This is a genomic window from Vibrio lamellibrachiae (genome assembly GCF_050337265.1).
Taxonomy (GTDB): domain Bacteria; phylum Pseudomonadota; class Gammaproteobacteria; order Enterobacterales; family Vibrionaceae; genus Vibrio; species Vibrio kyushuensis.
Map to the genome: position 1 here is coordinate 25960 of NZ_JAKJSU010000019.1, position 19720 is coordinate 45679.

The following is a 19720-nucleotide window of genomic DNA, read 5'->3' on the forward strand; positions in this document are numbered from 1 at the left end:
CTTCCTGACGCTGTTATTGAGACAAATAAAGCGGTGCAGAGCACCGCTTTTCTAAGGGTTAACATACGTGTTAACTTATCTTTGAACTATACTAATAGAGTTATAATCAGAGCCCACTAAGCTAACATTCGCCCAGTCTTGAGATGTTTGCTCAATATAGATACCACCACGTACATCATTATGGCTAGAGTCTACTAGATTAACAGTCGCACCGGAATGGTCAGAGTTTTGAAGAACTTTAATTAAGTTATCGTCTGAGTCAGCTAGATCAACGATTGCGGTATTATCTGTTTTCTGGTTTACAACAATTCGGTTATCATCAGAATTTAGCAAGTCTATATCTGCACTGTCTCTACGAGCTTGCGTCACCTTAATGTTATTATCATCAGAATTATTAAGAGTTACGAACGCTCCATTATCACCCGAATAGTTATTTTTGTTTTGCACAACACTGATTACGTTTCGGTCAGAGTCACCCAAGTCGATATCAGTTTTGTTATATTTATAATCGGAATTCTGGACAACAGTTATTCTATTGTCATCAGAGCCAACTAAGTCTATATATGCTTCGTCACCGTATGTTTGTGTAACGGTTACACCGTTTCTTTTGGAGTTATCCATATTTAGTTCAGTCAGGTTCCACTCTGCTTGAGTGATTGTTACTGTGTTATGATCTGAATCATTACTTAAATCAACGTAAGCGCCACCCCAATCACCTTCGTTACTTAAAGTCTGAGCTATTGTTACTTTATTGTGATCTGAATTAGATATCCCAACTTCGGCATTATTACTTTGGCCTTGAGTGATACTCACTCTGTTATCATCTGCTTCTGTCAACCCTACGACCGCAGCATTATTCGCAACATCAGATGTCCCGTGTTGCTTGATATTAACTCGGTTACGATCAGAATCACCCAACACTTTAACCTGAGCATCATCACTTTCACCTTTCTGCTGCAGATCAATGTAGTTATCGTCAACGTCGCCTTCCATTTTCACAAAGCCTTGATTTAAAGAGCTTGCCTGGTCGATCACAACTGTGTTGTCCTCACCACCCTTGACATCAACAACTGCTGTATTGCCGTCCAGCCCGTAAGGCGAAGTACTAGTTTGCGAAACCTTTACCGTGTTATCTTTGGTACCAGATAATTTAACATCGGCTTGATTATCCACATATTCAGAATTCACATAACCACTAAGATCATCAATTACAGCTTCATTGCCAGAAGATGCTAATGCACTGCCAGATACTAATGCTACTGAGATAGCAATCGCTAGTTGTTTTTTCATAATAAACGTCCTTTTATCCTAATTCTCTAATGTTTAGTATTCAGTTACTGCTCAATACTGATGTTTCTTCTCATACTGCTTTCAATTACAAATGTCGTATCGCCTGACTGATTTATGCTGTAGTCAGAACCACCGAAATCGACAATTTTTGTATAATTACCACCATTTGACTGCGTCAAATTAACATTCCCAGGAAGTCCAAGTTGACTTATGTCAGCTTGATTGAAATCACCTTCTTGGATTATGTATGCCTCATGCCTATGTCCAACTTGAGTCAGGATAGCTTCGTTTGCACCATTTCTTTGCTCAATCACCGCAACGTTGCCCGACCCTATCTGATTCAAAAATACTTCACTTCCTGATGCATTTTTCATCGACACTTTAGCTTTATTACTTGAAAAACCAGTTTGTGTTTGTCTAACTACAACCTGACTATTATGTGTATTGTTTAGACTTACTTCTGCATAATTGTTATATGCAACATCAAGTTCAGAAAAACCATCTAGGTCTAAGTCACTGAAGCTATCTGTTGTGTAATTAGGTGCTGCTGATACAACCCCAGACAAAAGCAAAGCGGCAGTTAAAGCAAGAGAGACAACCTTCACTGAATTTAACTTCATCACTTACTCCCTACTCCGTAACGTTACTGCGCTCCCAATGAACGGCAATCATTATTAGATTTTGGGAAGCAATCAACAATAAACTTTGCATTGAATCTCAGGGATAAATGATTTTCTTTTGATTGAATAACCAAATGCACATTGAATATAATGCGTTAGAATAAAAATTGAAAATTAGCACTAAAGTTTATATACAGCGTTAATTTTTCAATTGGAAACTAATCTTATTGTTCTTTATTATATTTGACCCTACCCTGACCGTCTCATAAATAAGAATAAAATAATGAACAGGTAATATGGCGCTTTCTTGATTGATAAAAAACAAATATATAATTAGTATCTTCACCTTGAATAAAAAATATCTAAGGCTGTTTTTATACATGATTATTTGGTGGCCAGCATGACAAACAAAGTAGTAATGACATTAGCACTCTGTACTACTTTTATTAGTTTTATGGCGCAAGCAAGTAATAGTGTCCCTAGTAAGAACTTAGAACAGAGTACCCCTTTAGAAAATAGCCAAATGTTAGAAGATAAAAAAAGTACGTTTCAGAACTTCGATGAAGTATCAGGGCTTATTGTAGACAGAACCATGACAAGGCTCGGCGAAGATTTCTACTTTTTCTTCTCTCAAAAATTAAATGATAGATACGAAAATTTGAACGAAAACTTCGAGGTGCGAGAAAGACCAACGGCGCTTTCTGGAAGCATCGTGGGGGTTTATCACTCTAGAAAACCGATTTACAGAGCAGCACTATCACCAGGGCGTAGACAAGCTCAGGAAAAAGCTGATGAGGCTGTGAATGCTGTCAGTGACTATATCATACGATGGCAAGCCGAGAGGTTGTTTCAAGATACTTTTGATCTGGAACACGATGAATTTTAAGTGTAGAGGCAAGAATGAAAACCAAAATTGCAATAAGTTTACTCCTATATTTCACGCCTTTCGTAAACGCGTCCGAGATGATTTACACACCGAATAATCCTAGTTTCGGTGGCTACTCGGGAAACAGCTCTCACCTATTAGGTGTGGCCAACGCGATCAACGATTATAAAGCACCTGTAAGTAGTAGTGCGTTCGAAGAAGAGTCAGCAATCGACCGACTCGCATCTAGTTTGGAATCTCGACTAATAAGCCAGTTATTGGCAGATATAGGGACCGGGAACACAACGGGGAACCTAGTGACCGAAGCCTTCACTTTAAATGTGCAAGAAGAAGGATCCGGACTTGCCGTTATTATCATTGATAATGAAACGGGTGAGTCCACAAAAATTAATGTCAGTGGACTAAACCCTGACTTATAAGTAATACAAGGAAGTACGATGAACAGACTAGTTTTATTAGTCACATTGTTAATTTTAGCAGGGTGTTCTAATTCATTAAGTGTACCAGAGGCAGATGAGGCCCCTCGCCTTATGCCACGTGGGGCAACTTACTCCGATCTTATTGCTTTACCAAAACCCAAAGGCCGAATTCTAGTTTCTGTCTATGATTTCAGAGATCAAACAGGGCAATACAAACCCTCACCAAACAGTAACTTCTCAACCGCGGTTCCACAAGGCGGTACAGCACTTCTAACAACTTCGCTTCTGGATTCAAGTTGGTTTACTCCTCTAGAACGTGAAGGGCTTCAGAATCTACTAACAGAAAGAAAAATCATCAGGGCCGCTCAGAAAAAAGATCAGTCCGTCTCTAATCACGGTGCCGACCTTCCCTCTCTAAGTTCTGCGAATGTCGTAATCGAGGGCGGTATTGTTGCCTACGATTCTAACGTAAAAACAGGTGGCTTTGGCGCCCGTTATTTAGGTATAGGAGGGGCGACAGAGTATCGAAGTGACATGGTTACCGTGAATTTACGAGTTGTCGATGTTCGTACTGGACAAATCCTACTAAGTGTCACAACCAGCAAAACAATCTTGTCTATGCAAGTCACTGGCGATGTATTTCGATTTGTCGATTATAAAGATCTATTAGAGGTTGAGGCGGGCTATACTAATAATGAGCCTGTTAATGTAGCGGTGATGTCTGCTATTGATGCGTCGGTTATTCACTTAGTCATAGAAGGGATAGAACGAGGGATGTGGCAGCCGGCCAATCTCGAAGAGTTAAATAGTCCAATCATTGAAAAATATGCACAAGAGAAGCACCATATTTTGTAGATGATTCGTTGTCATTTCCTGACTATGAGACGGATAAATACAAATAAAAAATCCCTTAATTGAATTAAGGGATTTTTTGGTTTAGAACAACCAATTTAAACAAACTCTTCGAAGCCTATATTTTCTCTCGCCCAAATTAGTGCTTGAAGCCTATTTTTCACGTTTATTTTTTTGAACACATTATGTAAATGCGTTTTAACCGTATTTTCACTAACAAATAGCTTGTCAGCAATTTCTACATTGGTATCGCCATTACCCAATAGTTTTATAATTTGCTGCTCTCTTTTGGTTAGCTTGCTGTATGAATTACTGGTCTTGAAACTTGCACTTTTTCTATAGTGAAGAATGTATTCCTGTGCTAGCTTGCGACTTAACCATAACTCCCCGTGTAAGATTTTATCTAAGCCCTGGGCCAGTAGATTAATGTCATCAATGTTATAAAAAACCCCCACCAGATTGGTCCAGTGCACAAGGTCAGAATACTGGCAAGACTTATCACAGTTAATTAATGCTTCAACACTGTTTGGAAAGTAGTTCTCTCGGCATGTACCGTATATTTCAATTTTATCTTTAGTGCAGACGCTCATATCAATGATAACGAGCTCGCTTACATGACGCCCTTTCAAAAAAAGAGACTCAGATAAGGTGTTAATGGAAATAACATCGATATCCGTATCGAGTAACTTTTCTAAAGCGTCTTTCAATAATGAAGATTGAAGACTATTCTCAGTTATGAGTGTAATAGTCTCATAGACTTTTTTAATATTTTTCATAACGCCACTGATTTATTATGTACTTCATAGACAACTTATTCTCTCTACAGAGAATAACGTCAAATTTAAAATAGTGAGAACAAATGTCAAGTAACGGAGATCTAAGTTCTTTATCACTAGAAACTCTACCGATTAGCATGCATTACATTTCAATCAGTTACGAACAGTTCTCATTCTTAAGATTGATATAATTATTTTTATTAATAGAATAATATTGAGGTTAATACTAAAGTTTAAGAGTTCTCCATCCAAAGCTCAGTCATAGGATTTACAAACAGTCATATTATTCTTTCAACGACCCTACCTTGAGTAAGACCGTTAAAAACCTCACATCTAATTACCCATACGTATTTACAAAGAAATACAAGGTAATAGCACAGCTTGAGAGAGCCACAAAGTTTCGAATATAGATCGCAGGTATCTGCCTAGATACCCTAGCGGCAACATAACCACCGACCAGTGAACCAATTAACACCACCCCACCGCGCTGCCAATCAATCATATCTTCATAGATAAATATCACAATGGCTGACATTGAGACGCACGAAGATATGACAAGTTTTAGCCCGTTCATTTGGTGAATATTTTGATAGCCAGCAAGTACAAGATAACTCAACGCAACAACGCCTAAACCTGCGTTAAAAAAGCCCCCATAAGCAGACACCAATAACAAAAGCAGAGCTAAAGAGATTGAAGCCATACGACCAAGACTACGCCCCTTTGGCATAACGCTAAGGATAGTTTGTTGAAGACGTTGGCCAAAAATGAATAAGAACGTGGCAAAAGCCAATAGCCAAGGGATCGAGACTAGAAATGTACTGTCTAGGATACTTAATAGTAATAGAGCACCAATAATTCCGCCTAACGAGCTAAGCAAAACAATTTTCATTAGATTCTTATCATTAGAAAACTCATGACGGAAACCGTAGGCACCGCTCAAATAGCCGGCACTGACAGCAAAAGTATTGGTCGCATTGGCGGCAACAGGCGGGACACCAAACGCAAGTAAGGTAGGAAAAGTAATAAAGCTCCCCCCACCAGCTACAGAATTTAATATTCCACCAAATACACCTGCAGAGAACAGTACTATCCACTCGATCGCCATTAACACTCCTTGTTTAAGGCCACATACTCAAGTTCTTGAAGATACACGTATTAGTATAAAATGTAACCTTCCTCTTACACATCATTGATCTATTATTCGTTTCGACCTAAAACAAAAAGACCCCGTATCGGGATCTTTTTACTGTCAGTTTAAAAGGATCTGAAGTTCAGTGTATTCAATACGACTAACCACCATACCCAAGAACTAACTGTGGTAGCAATAGAGTAAACTGAGGGAATACTGCAACCAATATTAGAACAACAAACAGTGGGATGAGAAGTGGGATCACACCCTTCGTTAATGTATGGAAAGGAATGTTACCTACTTTCGAAACCACATATAGCGCCATACCCATTGGAGGAGTAAGAATACCAATCATTAGATTCAAGATTGCCATGACACCAAAGTGAACAGGATCAATCCCCATAGCAGTCGCAACTGGCACCAAGAAAGGAACCAATAACAGTAGCAGTGCTAAAGACTCAATGAATGTGCCAAGGAATAGCAACAGTAAGTTTATCAGAAGCAGCAGTACCAACGGGTTATCACTGATTGTTAAGAAGAAATCAGCAAGCATTTGTGGCAATTGTGCTCTCGCAACAATCCAACCAAAGACGGTCACACCCATAACCATCAAACCAACCACCGCCGTTGTATTTACAGTTTCTTTTAAGATGCCAACGAAACTTGATAGCGTTAATTGCTTGTAAACCAGCGTGCCTAAGAACAGTGCATATAGCGATGAAACAACCGCTGCTTCAGTCGGTGTAAATTTACCTGAGAAAATACCACCAATAATGATGATCGGCGTTAGCAATGATAAAAACGCTTCTTTAAATGACTTAAATTGCTCTCTGCGTGTCGCACGGGGTAATGTCATATAACCGCGTTTTTTACAGATATAGTAACTCATCAACATCAATGCTATGCAGCACATGATACCGGGTACTGCACCCGCTAAAAAGAGTGCACCAATTGATGTACCAGACACAACACCGTAGATGACTAAAGGAACCGATGGAGGAACGAGTGGACCAATAATACAAGATGCCGCCGTAAGCCCGCCTGCAAAATCATCATCATAACCTGCATCACGCATCGACTTAATTTCAAGCTGCCCAAGGCCACCAGCATCCGCTAACGCAGAGCCTGACATGCCAGAAAAGAGCAAGCTTGCCATAATATTCACATGACCAAGACTACCGGTAATGTGCCCCACCATGGATTTAGCAAAGTTAAAAATACGCTCTGTAATACCAGCACTGTTCATCAGGTGCCCGGTTAATACAAAGAAAGGGACTGCCAGTAAAGTGAAATTATTAAGGCCATCGACCATTTGCTGAGCAGCAAAGTTAATTCCCGTACTGCCCGTTAAAACTAAAAAAAGTAACGCGACGAAAATAAGAGAGAAGCCAACTGGCATGCCTGCAAAGAGCAGCGCCAACCAGCCAAATATTGAACCAACCATGAGATAATACCTTTAAGCTGCGTGAGTTGAATTAATGTCTTGTGTTTGCTCGACAACCTTAAACTCTTTGACAATACCAATGAGTTTCTGGGTCTGACGAAGAACCATAAAGACACCACCAACAGGTAAACTGTAATTGAGCCAACTCGCTGAAACTCCAAGCGTAATCAGTTCGAAAAACGCGGTGCGCTGAACGTGTTGGTAACCAAGGTAAATGATGGCAAATATTGAAATTAGAACGGCTAGTTCCAGAGTAAGTACCAAAGCTAGACGAACTTTCCTAGGTAACATATCTGAGAAAAAAGTTATGTTTACATGGGATTCGGTTTTGATGGCTAGTGCCCCGCCAATCAATACCATGTACATGAAAAGTACTCTCGCTAACTCTTCGCTCCATAATGAAGGAGCGTTAAATAGCCATCGAGTAACGATTTGCCACGTTAGTACGACAAGTAACGCAGCCATTAACGGGACAGTGATGATCTCTTCTATCGAGTCAAATATTTTACGTAACATCTTAAACTCCTAGGCTGACCCAAAGGCCAGCCTAATCGACTACTACATTGAAGCCAGTTTATTTATCACTGGTTGTCCCAATTTCTCATCAAACTCTTTATAAAGTGGCTTCATCGCATCTCTAAATGGACCTAAGTCTGGCTGAGTTACCGTGACACCATTTTTTTCAAAGAACGACACCAACTCTGCTTCTTGCTTTTTAACAGACTGAGTATGAGCGTTACCTGCCTTCTCTACGGCTTGTTGCACAAGGCTACGCTGCTTATCTGATAGCGTTTCCCAAGTTGTATTAGAGAACAGCACCATTTGGTCATTTACAATATGATTGGTTAACGCTAGGTTTTCCTGAACTTCAAAGAACTTCATCGTCTTGATAGTAGGAAGAGGGTTCTCTTGCCCGTCAACTGCATTCGTTTGCAGTGCTAAATACACTTCAGAAAAGGCCATTGGCGTTGGAGATGCGCCAGAAAGTTTCGCGTAGTTTAGATTAGGTTTTGCGTTTGGAACGCGAAGCTTAAGCCCTTCAAAGTCATCAATCGTATTAAGTGGGCGATTCGAGGTCGTTTGACGTGTACCGTTATACCAAGTGTCTAGAGCACGCCAATTAAACTTGGTGAGCATCTCTTGTTTAATATCTTCACCAAATGAAGAATCAAAGATTCGACGAATATGCTCAAAGTCTTTGACGACATATGGCAGACCAACCGCTTCTGCACGTGGGATCCACAAGCCTACACGAGCAAATTCAGCATAAGTGATATCTAGGTCACCCATCGAGAGTTGCTGTAGCATTGCACGGTCATCACCCAACTGTGCGCCAGGGTAAATAGAGACCTTAATGTCCCCGCCACTTATCTCTTCTAGTGTGTCAGCCAAGTATTTCGCAGATGTATACTCGACAGAACCTACTGAAGCTTGCATGCCCATTTTAAGTGTTGTCGTAGCATGAGCAGATAGCGAAAGACCTGCAACCATGAGTGCGATGGTCATTTTATTTAAGTTTTTCATAACAATCCTTCTGTTTCATTTTATTAGCTCATCATGGCTAATTTATATTAAATATCACTTTTAAGAACAGGGTAAAGAAATCCTTCATTTACATTCTCTCTTATTGGAGTTTTATTTCAAACCTTAATGAATCAATCTGTGATCATAAGCAACAATTTATATAAATTCGATATCTCATATCTTCCTTGTATATATGCAAATCAAAAGAAAGACCCAGAGACACAAATTTAAGTGCATGTAAAATAAAGAAAAAACACAGATCAACATGAAGAGATAAAAATACAATAGTTTATCGAACCATTAAAAAAGGCCTTCTTGAATTTAATCAAGAAGACCTGGACAAAATAGCCAATCTATTAATTACATAGCAATAGGGGGCATTTAATTAATAAATACCTAAGGGTTAACTAGGTTACTAATTTAATTAAATGAATTCAGCAGAACGCATTTTATTAATAACCGTATCTTTCTGTTCTTGAGTTAAAGGTAATAGCGGTAATCGCGCATCACCGGCGTTGATATCATGTAATGCCATGGCTGCTTTCCCCGCAGAGACACCACCAAATTCTACCAACACACGAATAAGTGCAATGACATTATCCATTTTGCTGATGACGATATCATGCTGGCCTGCTTCAAATGCCTCAATGATTGAATTGAAGTGTTTCGCTGCATAGTTATAAGTGCTACCTACCGCACTCTTTGCACCTACCGCTAACGCACCGGGTAGAAACTCATCAACGCCCCATGGAATATCAAATTTACCATCGCATGCACGTAAACAACGTTGATATTCGTACAAGTCACCACTATTAAACTTAAGGCCAGATAAGTTAGGAATGCGTTTATCTGCAGCAATTAAGAACTCTTCCATATTGACGTTTACGCCAGACATACCTGAATGGTAATAGTAGAAACCTTTTGAAGGGGCTGCGGCGGCTACGGTAGCACAGTATTCGACCAGTTCATTGACGCTGCCCGGCTTGAAAAAACATGGGCCAATAGCCGATGTTGCTAGGATATCAAGTGTGTCTGCGTGTTTAGTCAGCTCTAGTGTATCTACAATGCTAAGAGCACCTGTATGAACAATGATATCAAGCTTCCCTTGAGTCGCCGTCACCCAACGTTCTGCAATTAGTTTTCGTTCCTCAACGCTACAATGAATGCCCTCACCTGTCGTTCCGCAAATATAGATGCCTTTTACGCCATCTTGAATAAGGTGAGAGGCAATCTTATCAATCTCTTCAAAGTTAACCTTATTATCCGTACTAAATGGAGTGTGTGGTGCTGCAATTAGACCCGTTAGTTTTTTCATGCTTGCCTCAGTCTGTACAAGTGTACATTTATTGATGAAGATTAACTTCATAAAGCCAATATCAAATGGAGTAACACTATATTATGGAGTGAAGTTTCACTATTCAATAAAAACTGTCATGTCGTAGAGCAAAAATGTGACATCGGTATGAATTCATGTATGCATGAACATCCTGAATCGATTATTCAAACAGGACTTAGTTATGAGAAATAATTATGGAGCTTAACTTCAAATCATGATCTTATTGTGTGAGAATGCATATAACCAACGTTCAACGTCGAGTAAATTCAATATGCCACAAATTCGAGCAGGCAATATCATTGATACTATGGGCAGCCTTTATAATAGCCTCACACCATCATCAAAGCGTATTGCAGACTATGTCGCATCCAATCCTGATAAAATCAGCACGCTATCTATCGCTGAGCTGTCTATTGAGGTTAATGCTGGCGATGCAACTATCATCCGCTTTTGTCGAACGTTAGGCTTTAGTGGTTATCAAGATTTTAAATTGCAACTCGCTATTGAAGTATCTACAACACAAGCTGCAGAGCCGACAATATTGGATACCGACGTTACTGAAGAAGATAGTGCAGAAATCATTGGTAGAAAGCTGCAATCCTCCATTGACCAAGTGCTGTCTGAAACTCTTAACTTATTGAACTTCTCACAATTGGCTAAGGCTGCTGAACAGGTAAAAAATGGCAAAGCCATATATTTCTTTGGCGTAGGCTCTTCCGGTATTTCTGCGGAAAGTGCTAAGTACAAGTTTATGCGCATCGGCTTAAATGTAGATGCCTATATAAACAACCACTTTATGTACATCAAAGCATCACTGTTACAGCCAGGAGATGTTGCGATTGGTATAAGCCACTCGGGAGATTCGGTTGAGACAACCAAGTCACTGAAACTGGCAAAAGAGAATGGTGCCACAACGATTGCAATCACTCATAACCCTCGGTCCGCTATTACTAAATATGCTGATAGTGTTTTAGTCAATGGGAACCGCCAAGGGCAGTTGCAAGGTGATTCCATTGGGACAAAAATCTCACAGTTATTTGTGCTTGATCTGATGTATGCGCTATTAGTACAAAAAGACATGTCTGGAACCCATGACATCAAGCTTAAAACGACAGAAGCTCTAGGTTAGCAGCTTTATCTTTGTTCCAAATCGACGAAAGCCAGTTAATCATTTAACTGGCTTTTTCTTTTATGTCTGAGCTTTTATTTTTCAAAGCTTCTAGCTTATACAAAGATTCTAATGGCCAATAATGTCGAGTCTAATTTTGATAAACTTGCTTACCCATTTGAATAGTCGTTTTCACATTTAGCTCATCATCTAGAAAAACCAGATTCGCTTTATACCCTTTTTCTAGCTTTCCATACTGGTCATCAACACCAATAGATTTAGCAGGATAAAGAGACGCCATATTTAGCGCTTCAGATATGGGCACATCCGCATGTTTAACTAGGTTGCGAATACTTTGGCTCATGGTTATAGCTGCGCCAGCAATCGTCCCATCCTTGTAATGACACTTACCTTCGGTCACATAAGCCTGCAAACCTGCCATATCAAATTGAGTTAAGTCAGTACCTGCTGGTGCTACAGCATCCGTCACTAAAAATAATTTCTCACCAAGCAATTCACGGGCAATTTTCAGTGACGTGTAATCAACATGAATCCCATCAGCAATAATCCCTGCATACGGTTTTTGATTAAATACATAACCTACCGCTCCGGGCTCTCTATTGGTTAGCGGTGACATCGCATTGTATAAATGTGTCGCCATACCAATCCCAGTTTTCTCTGAAATCTGCTCATAGCTCGCATTAGTGTGACCCATTGAAACAGTTATCGACGATTCAGTTAGAAGATCAAGTACCGTTTGATCCACATTCTCAGGAGCAACAGTTAAGACCTTAATGTATTGTTGATGATCAGATAAGTACTGAGCCGTTTTCATATCGAGCTCTCGAATATACTTTTCTTGGTGCGCACCTTTACGCTCTACACTAATAAATGGGCCCTCTAAATGCAGCCCAAGCACTCCCTGCTGATCGGCTGAATCCAACTCAGCCATTAGATCAATCGCTTGTCTCATATGATCGGCCTGGCTGGTAATCAAAGTAGGTAGATACTGCGTTGTACCATACTGCACATTGGTAGCATTCATGATATTTAAAGTTTCAAGTGAAATATCAGTATTAAACAACACGCCACCACAACCATTCAGTTGAAGGTCAATAAACCCGGGGCTAACCAGTTGGTGTTCGGCATCAATAAGGTCATTGGGAAGAGAGTCGAATGTTTGTCTATCACCGATAGCGACGATCGTATCGCCCTCAATCACGATAACCTGATTATCTAGCCTCTGACCATTTTGGAAGAGACTGGCATTCTCTATCGCATAGCGAAGGATGTTCTTTCGTTGAGCTGTACTTTGGGAGCCTATTTCCATGCTGACACCTTAATTTTATTATTTGAAGTTATACTCCATACAATTTCTCATAGTTTATTTTTATGAGCAAGCTGAATTCACCAATCGCTTTAATAGCTTCTGCCTAATCTGGTTAGAGTCTCGATTATTACTAACAATAAAGTGAGAGCAGGATCGCCATTTTAATCAAAACAGTTTGAAGTTATACTCCGAAAACAAAATAATGGAGCAATACTAAGTTGCTAGATGTAGTTTACGGAGTTTAACTCACATGAATAAGAACAATTTTCCACTTCTCGATAAACTAGCACACGGATTTGTGTCTTCATGCCAACCTGTTGATGGTGGCCCTATGGATAAACCTTCAATTGTTGCAGCAATGGCAGCAGCCAGCATTGCAGGAGGGGCTTCAGGACTCAGAATTGAAGGTGTTGAAAACCTTAAAGCCGTACGCCCGTTAGTCTCTGTACCGATTATCGGCATTATTAAGCGCGATCTTATTGATTCAGATGTTCGTATTACTCCTTTCATTGAAGACGTAATTGCTCTGAAAGAAGCAGGCGCTGACATCATTGCCATTGATGCGACTAACCGTGCAAGACCGACTGAAGTAACGACGCTGGTTGATAAAATTCATGAGCTAGGCTGTTTGGTAATGGCCGACTGCTCTAACTATGATGAAGGAATGGCCGCTTTTAAACTCGATGTAGAAATCATCGGTACGACAATGTCTGGTTACGTTTCAGGGTCAGTACCCACAGAGCCTGACTTTCCTTTCATCACTCGCTTAGCTGAACAAGGTTGCTTTGTCATGGCGGAAGGTCGTTTCAATTCACCGGAGTTGGCGGGCGCAGCGATCAAGGCTGGCGCCTCTTGTGTAACGGTTGGTTCTGCGATAACACGCGTTGAACATATCTGCCAATGGTTTGATAATGCTGTACGTAATGCAAAAACAGATGACACTATACCCGAAAATATGGAGGCAATTGCATGAAAACCTGTCTAGCTGTCGATATTGGTGGAACAAAAATCGCTGCGGCTTTAATTCAGTCAGGTCAGATTTTAAAGCTCAAGCAATTAGCAACGCCTTCATCTGATAATCCTGATGAGTTAACAAGAGCGCTTCGTGAACTTGTTACTCCTTTATACGAGCAAGCTGATTATCTCGCTGTGGCTTCAACTGGCATCATTGACGAAGGTATCTTAACCGCACTTAACCCAAACAACCTAGGCGGACTAAACCAGTATCCAATCGCAGAAGTGTTTGAACACCTCTGCCATAGACCTGTCATGGTTATTAATGATGCTCAGGCGGCAGCATGGGCAGAATATCAACTACTTGAATCAATGCCTAGCTCGATGGGGTTTATCACCGTTTCGACAGGTGTTGGCGCGGGCTTTGTTATCAATGAAGAACTGGTTACAGGCCTACATGGTATTGCAGGTCATGCTGGGCATACATTGGCAGATCCTAATGGCCCAATGTGTGGCTGCGGACGACAAGGTTGTGTTGAAAGTATCGCCTCAGGAACCGCAATCGGTAAAGCGGGACAACCTTATTTTGGTGACGAGTGTACTGGAGAGATGGTTTTCACGCAGTACCTTGATGGAGATAGCCATGCAAAAGATATCGTTGAAAATGCCGCTAAAACCATTGCGAATCTCGTTGCTGACTTGAAGATCTCACTTGATCTACAAGTGATTTGCCTCGGAGGTAGTGTCGGCTTGGCTCCCAAATTCCTGTCACTTGTTCAACATTATCTAAAACAGCTTCCACCAGCCTATCAAATAGAAGTCATTCATGCTCACAGTGGTGCAAACGCAGGTCTTATTGGTGTCGCATCTTGGGCAGAACATTTTTTTCAACAGACTGATTTATAGAATCTATTTCTCCACACATCTTAATAAATAATAACAACACTTAATAAAACAGTGGGCACTGATGTGCCTTCAATAACCATAATTTAACCCTACAGAAAAAGGTCTACCCCCTATGGAAACAAGTTCATTTGGCACACTCAATTATGTTGCCTTAATAGTTTACCTAGGTGCGATTATGGGAGTTGGTGTTTACTTCGCTAAACGCCAAAAATCAGCGGATGATTATTTTAAAGCTGGCGGCCGTATCCCCGGATGGGCCGCTGGTTTCAGTGTTTTCGCAACCACACTGAGCTCTATTACCTTTATGTCAATTCCGGCCAAAGCATACACAGATGACTGGACATTCTTAATTGGCCAATACATTGCAATAGCGATTCTACCCATCGTATTCTGGTTCTATATTCCTTTCTTTAGAAAGTTAAATTTAACCTCAGTTTACGAATATTTAGAACGTCGCTTTGATGTGAAGATGCGTCTATTTGGCAGTATCTCTTTTATGCTGTTCCATATAGGCCGAATCGCAATCGTTACCTATTTAACCGCGCTTGCTCTCATGCCGTTTATTGATATGAGTCCACTGACCATCGTATTCTTAATCGGTGTACTTTGTATCATTTATACCTTCTTAGGTGGCATCGAAGGCGTTATTTGGACAGACGTTATCCAAGGAATTATGCTCTCCGCTGCGGCCATCCTTATCTTCATCGTGATCTGCTTTAACGTCGATGGCGGTATCGGTGAAATCTTTAGCATGTCAGCGCGAGAAAACAAATACTTCCCAGCCGAACAATTCCGTTGGAGCTGGACTGAAAGCACCATCCCAGTCTTAATGATTGGCTTCTTCTTTGCGACGCTTCAGCAGTTCACCGCAAGCCAAGATGTTGTACAACGTTACATCGTGACGGATAACATCGAAGAGACGAAGAAAGCACTGATCACTAACGCCAAACTAGTCGCTTGTGTACCCGTATTCTTCTTCGCTGTCGGTGCGGGTTTGTACGCTTACTATAGCCAGAACCCACTTGAACTCCCAGCAGATTTTAATACAGGTGGCATCTTACCTTTCTATGTTATTTCGCAAATGCCAGCAGGTATTGCAGGTTTGATCATTGCCGCTATTTTCGCAGCATCTCAATCAAGTATTTCGAGCAGCCTAAACAGTATTGCCGCTTGCTTTACTTCCGATATCTACGAAAAAATCAGTGACAACCCATCTTCAGAGCAGAAGCTTAAGGTTGGACGCTTACTGACGGTTATCGCAGGTGTTCTGGGGGTCGTTGCCTCTACCTACCTGATACTGTCCAACGAGAGCGAAATTTGGGACGCGTTTAATAGCTTACTTGGCTTAATGGGTGGCCCAATGACAGGTCTATTCATGCTGGGCATATTCATTCGACGTGCCAACGCAACCAGTGCCTTACTTGGTGTTATTTCCAGCATCGCAGTGGTTCTCGCCGCTCGTTCGTTCACTGACCTGAATTTCTTCTTCTACGGTGTAATTGGAACCATTATGGTCGTGATTGTCGGCACGCTAACAGCGCCACTATTTAAGAGTTCGATCGACGATAGCACTAAAGATTTACTGACCGTCGGTTCAATTTCTAAAGCGTAGATATCAATTAGGCGTTGAAACATCAGCGCTTAACCCAAAAATTGTTTGGAGTTCCAATTATGATTTATGGTCACATTCAACATCAGCAAGTTAACCAGTGCCTACCAAAAGCTATCTTACAGGCGCTCTCGTTCTTAAATAGTACCAACCTAGCAGCGCTTCCCAACGGCCGACACGATATTGAAGGTGACATGATGTTTGCTAACGTCATGGCTTTTGAAACAGGGCTTTCGAATACTAAGCAAGCCGAAGTTCATAAAGACTACATTGATGTTCAGTGCTTAATTAGTGGTGAAGAAGTGATTCAATACTGCATCGAATCACCTAATAACCCCGCCGCCACAGAGTACGATAAAACGAATGACTTCTTCTTAGTTAGCAGCATGGAAAATGTTAATCAAATCACTCTTCAACCGAATATGTTTGCCGTATTTTTCCCTGGTGAACCGCACAAACCGGGTTGTTTCGTTGAGTCCCCCACTGCAATAAAAAAAGTGGTCGTTAAGGTCCATATAGACCTGATTTAATTTTGATGTAGGCCGCCACATAACCTTTCTTTTATCGGTAAGCGCAGCCTACTCAGCACCCAATATCAACCTTCACTAAACACTTTGAAATAAAGGTGGGGGTTTTGATATCCAAAAATGCAAATAGGGACTGTTTTGCATAATGACGTATGGATATACCCTACAAACTGGTAATAATAAAAATGAAAAAGATAATCTTAGCTTTAGCACCTGTGGTACTTCTTCCGTTTGCAACAAATGCTGCGCAAATCTACCAGGCTGATGACGGTTCAGTATTGAACATGTACGGCCGTGTACAAGGTGATTTTAAATATTATGATAAAGACAGCAACCCTGCTGCCGATGGCGATAGCAAACTGAATGGCTCGGTAAGCGCGCGTATGGGCTTTAATGGACGCCAAACAATCAATGATGATTTTACTCTTATGGGCCAAATGCAATACCAACTGGTTCAAAACGATGAGAACGACAATGTCGATTGGAAAGCTCGTTACGTCTGGGCTGGTATTGATATGAATGAAATGGGCCGAATTGAAACCGGTCGTGTGGTTTCTGGCGTAACCATGTTTTCAGACATTGGTGATATCTTCTCAACGGGTGGTGATCCAGTAGCGGGCTACCACGCAGGCGAAGTTGATTCGAGTGCAGCACTTATTTTCCGTCAAAACGGTACTTTTCAATACCGTAATGAGATTGGTGACCTAGCACTTTCTGCAGCGCTCATCACCAACAGTAATGTTGACATAGGCTACAACGCCGCTGCTCGCTATACCCTTGATATGGGCGATGCGGGCATACTGAAACCTGCAGCTATGTTCCAATACACTAAAGCGGATGATAAAGCAGCAGACGTCGAAGATTACCAAACTTGGGGCTTAGGGTCACAGTACTTCTTGGGTAACCTTTACCTTGGTGCTTCTTACAGCCAAGAGTCGATGGGTCTATCAAACAGCGGTAACAACGCCGATACCACGGGTTACGACCTTCGCGCTGCGTACGATTTTGGCAAGTGGGTAGTTCGTGCAGGTTACCGTTACCTAGAGCTCGATGAGTCAACAAGCACGGATGATGTGATTGAAGACGCAATCCAAACCGAAGTTCAATACCGTCTAACAAACCGCTCTTCGATTTTCCTAAACTACACTGATAATAAGGGTGGGAAATCTAATATTTCATCAACAGGCGCAAGTGTTTCTGGTAAGAAAGGTTCTGTTATCACAACGAGCCTGCGCTACGAATGGTAATGAGCACCACTGTTTACCGTGCTTAAAGAGTTTGTCCAGTCTAAGTAATGAAGTCCGAGGCTCACGGTACATATGATCACAAAGCCCCCGGCCCTTTCTCTATACGGGAAAAGGCCGAGGGCTTTTTTTAAAAAGCTATACTTTTACTCTTGTAAATCTAATGCAATATCTTTCCATTTATTCACTTCTTTTCGAAAGTGCTTCCACTGTTTATCACTCATGCTTTGAGCAATCTCTACAATATGTTTTTCACTGACAGAGCGATTGTGCTCAATCATATCTACGAGCTGTGGCGTAAAATACGCATCAGATTCGAATAACAAACGTTGAAAATTAGGCTGAAAGTAACTGAGTTCTTCACGTCGATGAAGCACTGATTGCCATTTATCATGCATGGTTGTCTGGTAATCCATCCACTCATACGCCGATATCATAAAACCATTTCCCCAACGTTCAACAATGCCCTCTTGTTCCTTACTTAAGCGTCCTAGCCATGTTTCAACCCTGTCGCCAATGCGCTCTTGATAGCGTTGATGAATATCCTCTTCGGATAGATCTTCATACTTGTCCCTGTACTCTTGATGTCGCTCTGAAATACTCATTAGGAGCTGTTCTACTTGATCATCGGTCAATGTTTGAGTCAATGCATACAGATCTGGTGATACACGTCTCAATAAACGCTCGGAATGAAGTTCAATCTGCTTAAAATGAAATGCGATACCTTCTTGAGTTACGCTGTCAGCTGTTATCGATAGTAGAGAATCGAGGTGATCAACATACAGTGGGAGTTCTTCGGCTCGATGCCAATTACTAAGCTGGTCAATTTGGAGAGATAATATGTCGTCTTGCTCACTGGTTAGATCAACAAAATCATCTACATATTGAAGAATAAACCAATCTATATTGCGATAGGCAAACTTGGTCCCGCAACTGATTAACAGTATGCAAACTAACACAATGAACGCTCTACGCATCGATGCTCTCCTTATTGAAAACCTCAGTTTTCATTACAATATAGCAAACCGAAAAGTTCCACTAAACTGTGCTCAATTTTGAGCCTTGTCACATTCATTTTTTAGAGTCATATCAACGTATTGTAACCGTGTTTATAACCCTAACGAGACACTTTGATGAACAAATACGTACGTTACTCACTGCCCCTAACAATAGTTGGGCTTTGCTTATCAACCAATGCCCTAGCCAATGATCGCAACAAGTCTATCGAAGCTGGTGCGACTTTTGTTGGCGATCAAACGCTAGCGACTTTTGGCTATAGTCACGAGCTTAGTAATAACATCGTCACTGGCGGCGGCTTTTCTATCGGTACTGATACTATCGATGGGTTACCAGAGCCAAATGAGCAAGATGCATGGGGCCTGCACGCGAACGTTGGTTACAAATTTGAAATTGGTGAGTTTGATATCATCCCAAAAGTCGGCATCAACTACTTAAACGCAGATGTGAAGTTTAATGATGCACAGCATAATGACTTCAACTTGGATAACGTCTACGCATCGGTAGGCGGTACTGTAAACTGGCGTATGCTTGGCCTGTCGGTAGATTACGGCAAACTATCTGATAACTATAACTATGACGGAAACAATGTTGAATTTGACGAAGACGTGGTTCGAGTAACCGCAAGCTTTAACTTCTAAGGCTTCAAGTAATGTCCATATAGTAGTGTTTTTCCCTTTTCCTGTGCTGAGTCTATTAACTTAAATGTTTGCACAATGGCTTTCGAATATTCGAAAGCCATTTTTTAT

Annotated in this window: 20 protein-coding genes; 10 read left to right on the plus strand and 10 right to left on the minus strand. The window is 41.0% G+C overall.

What is annotated here, in order from left to right:
• Window positions 1-75: 75 nt before the first annotated feature.
• On the minus strand, window positions 76-1290 hold the full coding sequence (locus L4C54_RS23020) for a right-handed parallel beta-helix repeat-containing protein (RefSeq protein WP_428809940.1): 1215 nt from the start codon (window positions 1288-1290) through the stop codon (window positions 76-78).
• A gap of 44 nt (window positions 1291-1334) precedes the next feature.
• A complete protein-coding gene (locus L4C54_RS23025; RefSeq protein WP_428809941.1) occupies window positions 1335-1910 on the minus strand; it encodes a hypothetical protein in 576 nt (191 codons plus the stop codon).
• A gap of 400 nt (window positions 1911-2310) precedes the next feature.
• Here L4C54_RS23025 and L4C54_RS23030 point away from each other — a divergent pair, with 400 nt between their 5' ends.
• From L4C54_RS23030 to L4C54_RS23040, 3 genes are read left to right on the plus strand one after another with little or no spacing between them, the layout of a single operon-like run.
• Window positions 2311-2796: a curli production assembly/transport protein CsgE gene (locus L4C54_RS23030; protein ID WP_428809942.1), complete on the plus strand. Its 486-nt coding sequence runs from the start codon at window positions 2311-2313 to the stop codon at window positions 2794-2796.
• Window positions 2797-2810: 14 nt separating this feature from the next.
• Window positions 2811-3215, plus strand: coding sequence for a curli assembly protein CsgF (locus tag L4C54_RS23035; protein WP_428809943.1), 405 nt, complete (start codon window positions 2811-2813; stop codon window positions 3213-3215).
• 18 nt (window positions 3216-3233) lie between these two features.
• The gene (locus L4C54_RS23040) at window positions 3234-4070 is read left to right on the plus strand and encodes a CsgG/HfaB family protein (RefSeq protein WP_428803469.1); all 837 of its coding nucleotides are present in this window, start codon (window positions 3234-3236) and stop codon (window positions 4068-4070) included.
• Between the two features lie 95 nt (window positions 4071-4165).
• Here the strand turns inward: L4C54_RS23040 and L4C54_RS23045 are convergent, their stop codons facing one another.
• The 6 genes from L4C54_RS23045 to L4C54_RS23070 form a co-directional block, all read right to left on the minus strand.
• Window positions 4166-4843 (minus strand): LuxR C-terminal-related transcriptional regulator, encoded by a 678-nt coding sequence (locus tag L4C54_RS23045; protein WP_428809944.1) that lies wholly within the window; start codon window positions 4841-4843, stop codon window positions 4166-4168.
• 337 nt (window positions 4844-5180) lie between these two features.
• Window positions 5181-5948, minus strand: coding sequence for a sulfite exporter TauE/SafE family protein (locus L4C54_RS23050; RefSeq protein ID WP_428809945.1), 768 nt, complete (start codon window positions 5946-5948; stop codon window positions 5181-5183).
• Window positions 5949-6132: 184 nt separating this feature from the next.
• Window positions 6133-7416 carry a TRAP transporter large permease gene (locus tag L4C54_RS23055; protein ID WP_428809946.1) on the minus strand — a complete coding sequence of 428 codons (1284 nt, stop codon included), beginning with the start codon at window positions 7414-7416 and terminating at the stop codon, window positions 6133-6135.
• Between the two features lie 12 nt (window positions 7417-7428).
• Window positions 7429-7932, minus strand: a complete 504-nt coding sequence (locus L4C54_RS23060; protein ID WP_428809947.1) for a TRAP transporter small permease — start codon at window positions 7930-7932, stop codon at window positions 7429-7431.
• 42 nt (window positions 7933-7974) lie between these two features.
• Window positions 7975-8940: a sialic acid TRAP transporter substrate-binding protein SiaP gene (locus L4C54_RS23065; RefSeq protein WP_428809948.1), complete on the minus strand. Its 966-nt coding sequence runs from the start codon at window positions 8938-8940 to the stop codon at window positions 7975-7977.
• 424 nt (window positions 8941-9364) lie between these two features.
• Entirely contained in the window at window positions 9365-10255 is an 891-nt protein-coding gene (locus L4C54_RS23070; RefSeq protein WP_428809949.1) for a dihydrodipicolinate synthase family protein, read from the minus strand.
• A gap of 235 nt (window positions 10256-10490) precedes the next feature.
• On the opposite strand from L4C54_RS23070, the gene L4C54_RS23075 reads away from it, so the two are divergent.
• Window positions 10491-11405: a MurR/RpiR family transcriptional regulator gene (locus L4C54_RS23075; protein ID WP_428809950.1), complete on the plus strand. Its 915-nt coding sequence runs from the start codon at window positions 10491-10493 to the stop codon at window positions 11403-11405.
• A 130-nt stretch (window positions 11406-11535) separates the two neighbouring features.
• Here L4C54_RS23075 and nagA read toward each other — a convergent pair whose 3' ends face one another.
• Window positions 11536-12714 (minus strand): N-acetylglucosamine-6-phosphate deacetylase, encoded by a 1179-nt coding sequence (gene nagA / locus L4C54_RS23080; protein WP_428809951.1) that lies wholly within the window; start codon window positions 12712-12714, stop codon window positions 11536-11538.
• Window positions 12715-12964: 250 nt separating this feature from the next.
• Here nagA and L4C54_RS23085 point away from each other — a divergent pair, with 250 nt between their 5' ends.
• The 5 genes from L4C54_RS23085 (at window position 12965) to L4C54_RS23105 (ending at window position 17957) form a co-directional block, all read left to right on the plus strand.
• Window positions 12965-13687: an N-acetylmannosamine-6-phosphate 2-epimerase gene (locus L4C54_RS23085; RefSeq protein ID WP_428809952.1), complete on the plus strand. Its 723-nt coding sequence runs from the start codon at window positions 12965-12967 to the stop codon at window positions 13685-13687.
• A complete protein-coding gene (locus L4C54_RS23090; RefSeq protein ID WP_428809953.1) occupies window positions 13684-14574 on the plus strand; it encodes an N-acetylmannosamine kinase in 891 nt (296 codons plus the stop codon). Before L4C54_RS23085 ends, L4C54_RS23090 begins: the two co-directional genes overlap by 4 nt.
• A 112-nt stretch (window positions 14575-14686) precedes the next feature.
• A complete protein-coding gene (locus L4C54_RS23095; protein WP_428809954.1) occupies window positions 14687-16186 on the plus strand; it encodes a sodium:solute symporter family protein in 1500 nt (499 codons plus the stop codon).
• A 59-nt stretch (window positions 16187-16245) separates the two neighbouring features.
• The gene (gene nanQ, locus L4C54_RS23100; protein ID WP_428809955.1) at window positions 16246-16713 is read left to right on the plus strand and encodes an N-acetylneuraminate anomerase; all 468 of its coding nucleotides are present in this window, start codon (window positions 16246-16248) and stop codon (window positions 16711-16713) included.
• Window positions 16714-16895: 182 nt separating this feature from the next.
• Window positions 16896-17957 (plus strand): porin, encoded by a 1062-nt coding sequence (locus tag L4C54_RS23105; RefSeq protein WP_428809956.1) that lies wholly within the window; start codon window positions 16896-16898, stop codon window positions 17955-17957.
• Window positions 17958-18100: 143 nt separating this feature from the next.
• Here the strand turns inward: L4C54_RS23105 and L4C54_RS23110 are convergent, their stop codons facing one another.
• Window positions 18101-18931: a DUF6279 family lipoprotein gene (locus L4C54_RS23110; RefSeq protein ID WP_428809957.1), complete on the minus strand. Its 831-nt coding sequence runs from the start codon at window positions 18929-18931 to the stop codon at window positions 18101-18103.
• Between the two features lie 156 nt (window positions 18932-19087).
• Here L4C54_RS23110 and L4C54_RS23115 point away from each other — a divergent pair, with 156 nt between their 5' ends.
• On the plus strand, window positions 19088-19612 hold the full coding sequence (locus L4C54_RS23115) for a hypothetical protein (protein ID WP_428809958.1): 525 nt from the start codon (window positions 19088-19090) through the stop codon (window positions 19610-19612).
• Window positions 19613-19720: the final 108 nt, after the last annotated feature.

Excerpts from the sequence above, each read along its gene's own strand:
- L4C54_RS23020 (WP_428809940.1), bottom strand. The coding sequence starts at position 1,290 with ATGAAAAAACAACTAGCGATTGCTATCTCAGTAGCATTAGTATCTGGC.
- L4C54_RS23025 (WP_428809941.1), bottom strand. The coding sequence starts at position 1,910 with ATGAAGTTAAATTCAGTGAAGGTTGTCTCTCTTGCTTTAACTGCCGCT.
- L4C54_RS23030 (WP_428809942.1), top strand. The coding sequence starts at position 2,311 with ATGACAAACAAAGTAGTAATGACATTAGCACTCTGTACTACTTTTATT.
- L4C54_RS23035 (WP_428809943.1), top strand. The coding sequence starts at position 2,811 with ATGAAAACCAAAATTGCAATAAGTTTACTCCTATATTTCACGCCTTTC.
- L4C54_RS23040 (WP_428803469.1), top strand. The coding sequence starts at position 3,234 with ATGAACAGACTAGTTTTATTAGTCACATTGTTAATTTTAGCAGGGTGT.
- L4C54_RS23045 (WP_428809944.1), bottom strand. The coding sequence starts at position 4,843 with ATGAAAAATATTAAAAAAGTCTATGAGACTATTACACTCATAACTGAG.
- L4C54_RS23050 (WP_428809945.1), bottom strand. The coding sequence starts at position 5,948 with ATGGCGATCGAGTGGATAGTACTGTTCTCTGCAGGTGTATTTGGTGGA.
- L4C54_RS23055 (WP_428809946.1), bottom strand. The coding sequence starts at position 7,416 with ATGGTTGGTTCAATATTTGGCTGGTTGGCGCTGCTCTTTGCAGGCATG.
- L4C54_RS23060 (WP_428809947.1), bottom strand. The coding sequence starts at position 7,932 with ATGTTACGTAAAATATTTGACTCGATAGAAGAGATCATCACTGTCCCG.
- L4C54_RS23065 (WP_428809948.1), bottom strand. The coding sequence starts at position 8,940 with ATGAAAAACTTAAATAAAATGACCATCGCACTCATGGTTGCAGGTCTT.
- L4C54_RS23070 (WP_428809949.1), bottom strand. The coding sequence starts at position 10,255 with ATGAAAAAACTAACGGGTCTAATTGCAGCACCACACACTCCATTTAGT.
- L4C54_RS23075 (WP_428809950.1), top strand. The coding sequence starts at position 10,491 with ATGATCTTATTGTGTGAGAATGCATATAACCAACGTTCAACGTCGAGT.
- nagA (WP_428809951.1), bottom strand. The coding sequence starts at position 12,714 with ATGGAAATAGGCTCCCAAAGTACAGCTCAACGAAAGAACATCCTTCGC.
- L4C54_RS23085 (WP_428809952.1), top strand. The coding sequence starts at position 12,965 with ATGAATAAGAACAATTTTCCACTTCTCGATAAACTAGCACACGGATTT.
- L4C54_RS23090 (WP_428809953.1), top strand. The coding sequence starts at position 13,684 with ATGAAAACCTGTCTAGCTGTCGATATTGGTGGAACAAAAATCGCTGCG.
- L4C54_RS23095 (WP_428809954.1), top strand. The coding sequence starts at position 14,687 with ATGGAAACAAGTTCATTTGGCACACTCAATTATGTTGCCTTAATAGTT.
- nanQ (WP_428809955.1), top strand. The coding sequence starts at position 16,246 with ATGATTTATGGTCACATTCAACATCAGCAAGTTAACCAGTGCCTACCA.
- L4C54_RS23105 (WP_428809956.1), top strand. The coding sequence starts at position 16,896 with ATGAAAAAGATAATCTTAGCTTTAGCACCTGTGGTACTTCTTCCGTTT.
- L4C54_RS23110 (WP_428809957.1), bottom strand. The coding sequence starts at position 18,931 with ATGCGTAGAGCGTTCATTGTGTTAGTTTGCATACTGTTAATCAGTTGC.
- L4C54_RS23115 (WP_428809958.1), top strand. The coding sequence starts at position 19,088 with ATGAACAAATACGTACGTTACTCACTGCCCCTAACAATAGTTGGGCTT.